Consider the following 1410-nt stretch of genomic DNA (forward strand, 5'->3'; position numbering starts at 1 on the left):
CCGGCCAGGAGTTGTTCGGTGGGGGTGGTCGGCGGCTGGTAGCTGTCGGCGAGGTCGGGGCGGCTGCCATCCGGCACCGGCAGAGCCGCACGATCGATCTTCCCATTCGGCGACAGCGGGAAAGCGGCCAGCTCGATGAACACCGACGGGATCATGTAATCCGGCAAACCGGCCGCCAGATAAGACCGCAGATCATCGGTGGCAGGAATGCCGTCGGAGGGATCGGCCGGAACGAGGTAGGCGATCAGCCGCTGGCCGGTACCGGCGTTGCCGCCGTCGGCCTCGGGTCCCGTGTGGTGGGTGGTGACCAGGGCTGCGGCGATGCGGGGGTGGCCGGTCAGAGCGTGCTGGATCTCGGCGGGTTCGATGCGGTGGCCGCGGATTTTGACTTGGTGGTCGGTGCGGCCGAGGAAGTGGATGTTGCCGTGGGGGTCGTGTCTGGTCAGGTCGCCGGTGCGGTAGAGGCGGGAGCCGTCGCTGGTGTGGGGGTTGGCGATGAAGCGTTGGGCGGTGAGGGCTGGTTGGTGGTGGTAGCCGTGGGCTAGTCCTTGTCCGCCGATGAACAGTTCGCCGGGGATGCCGGTGGGGGTGGGGTTGAGGTGGGGGTCGAGGATGTGGGTGGTGGTGTTGGCCAGGGGGGTGCCGATGGGTGGGTTGATGGCGGGTGTTTGTCCGGGGTGGGGGTGGGGGTGGGGGCAGGTGTAGGCGGTGGCGTCGATGCTGGTTTCGGTGGGGCCGTAGAGGTTGTGCAGGGTGGTGGTGGGGTGGCGTTGGTAGAAGGCGGTGACGGTGGTTGCGGGCAGGGTTTCGCCGCCGCAGAAGACGTGGCGCAGGCTGGTGGGGCTGGTGGCGTTGCCTTGTTGGTTGGTGTCGTTTTGGTTGAGGAGGTGGGTGAGGAGGGTGGGGATGAGGTGGATGAGGGTGATGTTGTGGTGGTTGATGAGGTGGAGGAGGTGTTCGGGGTCGCCGTGGTGTCCGGGTTTGGCGAGGATGAGTTGGGCTCCGGCGGTGAGGGGGCCGAGGAGTTCCCAGAGGGAGATGTCGAAGGTGGTGGGTGTTTTGTGGAGCACCTTGTCGTGGGGGGTGAGGTGGTAGGTGTGCTGGGTCCAGGTGATGCGGTTGGTCAGGCCGCGGTGGGGGATCAGGACGCCTTTGGGGGTTCCGGTGGAGCCGGAGGTGTACATCAGGTAGGCGGCTTGTGCGGGGTGGGTGCGATGCGCGGGCGGCTGCACGGGCAGGGTGTCGAGCTGGGCTTGCAGGGCGGGCCGGCCGAGGACGAGGGTGCGCAGACGGCCGGCGGCCGGCAGTGATTCGGTCGAGGTTTGGTCGGCGGCGGGTTCGACGCGTTCGGGGTCTTGGCCGGTGGGCTGAGCGAGGTCGGCGATGGCCGCGTTCGTGGTGGTGGTGGTG

Annotated in this window: 1 protein-coding gene; it reads right to left on the reverse strand. The window is 68.0% G+C overall.

Annotation, left to right across the window (positions count from 1 at the left end; genetic code table 11):
- The coding region (locus ACGFNP_RS61025) for an amino acid adenylation domain-containing protein (RefSeq protein ID WP_393334394.1) at positions 1 to 1410 on the reverse strand (1410 nt) is incomplete at both ends.

This window comes from Nonomuraea sp. NPDC049269 (genome assembly GCF_043197155.1).
Classification (GTDB): domain Bacteria; phylum Actinomycetota; class Actinomycetes; order Streptosporangiales; family Streptosporangiaceae; genus Nonomuraea.